This is a genomic window from Streptomyces sp. NPDC028331, assembly GCF_055565775.1.
Genome location: NZ_JBVHTR010000054.1, coordinates 1 through 2,634 on the forward strand (window position 1 = coordinate 1; position 2,634 = coordinate 2,634).

Here is a 2,634-nt window from a genome sequence, read left to right on the forward strand (position 1 = left end):
TGGTGATGTGCGTGCACAACTTCTCCCGGTTCGCCCAGCCGACCGAGCTGGACCTGCGCCGGTTCGCGGGCCGGCACCCGGTGGAACTGATCGGCCAGGTCCGCTTCCCGGCCATCGGTGAACTGCCCTACCTGCTCACCCTCGCAGGCCACGGCTTCTACTGGTTCCGCCTCCGCAAGAACGTCCCCCAGGCCACCAAGGTCAACGTGATCGTGACCAGTTGAACCAGGGCCGTCGACGCCGGCCGGCACGGAAAGGACGCGAGGCCATGCCGAAGACCCAGACCGCAACGCTCAGCCAGGACGACATCGGCCCCGCCTCGCTGCTGCCCTCGCTCTCCGGCCTGCTGCGCCAGTGGCTGCCGCGCCAGCGCTGGTTCGCCGGCAAGGGACGTCCCGTCACGGACCTGACCCTGCTGTCGGTGACCGCACTGCACCCCGGCTGCCTGCACGTCCTGGCCCGTGCGGACTGCACCGGGCGCTCGCCCGCCGCCGCCCCGGGCCACGACTGCTACCAACTGCTACTCGGCGCCGGACAGTCGCTGTCCCCACGGCTCTCCCCGGCCGTGCTCGGACGGGCGAGCGAGGGACCGCTCGCGGGGCTGCTGGTGTACGACGCCCTCCAGGACCCGCGCTCGGCGTCCCTGCTCCTGGAGCGGCTGCGCACGCCGGGCACCGCGGGCGCCCTCCGCTTCGAACGCGACAGACGGGTGACCATACCCAGCGGGCTCACGCCCCGCCTCCTCGAAGCCGAGCAGTCCAACTCCTCCCTGGTGTACGGCGACGCGTACATCCTCAAGATCTTCCGCCGGGTGCGCCCCGGGATCAACCCCGACCTGGAGGTGCCCTGGGCCCTGGTCCGGCAGGGCTGCACCCGCGTCCCCGCGCCGGCGGCCTGGTTCCGCACCTCCAGCCCCTGGGCCGCGACGCTCGGCGTGCTCCAGCCCTTCCTGCACGGCGCCGCCGACGGATGGACGCAGGCGCTCACCGCACTCGCGGCCGGGCGGGAGTTCACCGAGGAGGCGTACGAACTGGGGCGGGCCACGGCCGAGGTGCACCTGGCCCTCGCCGCCGCGTTCCCCGTCGAACCCCAGGACCCGCCCGGCACCGGACCGCTCACCGCGGGCATGGTCGAGCGGCTGCGGGAGGCCACCCATGCCGTACCGGAACTGCTGCCGTACGCCCACGGGCTGCGCTCCGCGTTCACGGAACTGGCCGCGCTCGAGGCGCCCCGGCCCGCCCAGCGCATCCACGGCGATCTGCACCTGGGCCAGGTGCTGCGGGCCGAACACCAGTGGCACGTGATCGACTTCGAGGGGGAACCGGCGCGCCCGCTCCCCGAACGGCGCCTCCCCCAGTCGCCGGTCCGCGATGTCGCGGGCATGCTCCGCTCCTTCGACTACGCCGCCCATGCCCGCCGGCCGTGGCAGCCCGAGTGGGCGCTGCGCTGCCGCGAGGCGTACTGCGCCGGTTACGCCGCCGAGGCGGGCTGGGACCCCCGGGCGGAACCCGAGCTGCTGCGCGCCTACGAGACGGACCGCGCCGTGTACGAGGTCCTGTACGAGGCCCGTCACCGCCCCGACTGGCTGCCGGTGCCGATGGCGGCGATCGCACGCCTCGCCCGACGCCCCGGTGACAGGAGGCCGACGCCGTGACCCCGCACACCGCACCCCCGCCTCCGCTCGCCTCGCCGCACCTGGGCACCCCGGCACCCGCGCCCGCGCCGGCCGGGGATCGGGAGCGGCTGCTGGCCGGCACCCACCACGACCCCCACGCGGTACTGGGCGCCCACCCGGTGCCGGACGGGGTCGCCGTGCGCGCGCTGCGACCGGGCGCGCTCTCGGTCACCGTCGTCATCGGCGACGCCTGGGCCGAACTGCACGACGACGGCGACGGCTTCTTCTCCGCCCTGCTGCCGCTGCGGGACGTACCGGATCACCGGCTGCTCGTGGCGTACGAGGACACCGTCCAGGAGACCGACGACCCGTGCCGCTTCCTGCCCGCGCTCGGAGAGTTCGACCTGCACCTGATCGGCGAGGGCCGGCACGAAGAGCTGTGGACGGCGCTGGGCGCTCAGGTGATGACCCACGCGGGGGTGCGGGGCACCCGCTTCACGGTGTGGGCGCCGAATGCCCGCGGGGTCCGGCTGTGCGGGGACTTCTGCCACTGGGACGGCCGTGCGTACCCGATGCGCTCGCTCGGTTCCTCGGGCGTGTGGGAGCTGTTCGTGCCCGGCATCGGGCCCGGAACCCGCTACAAGTTCGACATCGCGCGCCCCGACGGCAGCCACACCGTGCGCGCGGACCCCATGGCCCGCCGCACGGAGGTGCCGCCGGCGACCGCGTCCATCGTGACGGAGTCGGCGTACGAGTGGGGCGACGACGCGTGGATGGAGCACCGAGCGGACACACCCGTGCACGAGGCGCCGTTCTCGGTGTACGAGGTGCATCTGCCGTCCTGGCGGCCGGGGCTGTCGTACCGGCAACTGGCCGAACAACTCCCGGCCTACGTCAAGGAGCTGGGCTTCACCCATGTCGAGCTGATGCCGATCGCCGAGCATCCCTTCGGCGGGTCCTGGGGTTATCAGGTCACCGGTTTCTATGCGCCGACCGCCCGCCTGGGCACCCCCGACGAC

General features: G+C 73.7%; 3 protein-coding genes. All 3 read left to right on the forward strand.

Features of this window, described 5'->3' with window-relative positions:
- Positions 1-224 (forward strand): alpha-glucosidase C-terminal domain-containing protein (locus tag ACZ4SW_RS37020; RefSeq protein WP_468253485.1); only part of this gene is annotated, 224 nt, incomplete at its 5' end.
- Positions 225-268: 44 nt separating this feature from the next.
- Entirely contained in the window at positions 269-1,654 is a 1,386-nt protein-coding gene (locus tag ACZ4SW_RS37025; protein WP_468253486.1) for a maltokinase N-terminal cap-like domain-containing protein, read from the forward strand.
- Positions 1,651-2,634: GlgB N-terminal domain-containing protein (locus ACZ4SW_RS37030; protein WP_468253487.1), on the forward strand; the 984-nt coding region annotated here is incomplete at its 3' end. The genes ACZ4SW_RS37025 and ACZ4SW_RS37030, both read left to right, overlap by 4 nt.

What these genes read in the sequence shown, in the direction of transcription:
- ACZ4SW_RS37025 (WP_468253486.1), top strand. Translation starts at nt 269, where the DNA reads ATGCCGAAGACCCAGACCGCAACGCTCAGCCAGGACGACATCGGCCCC.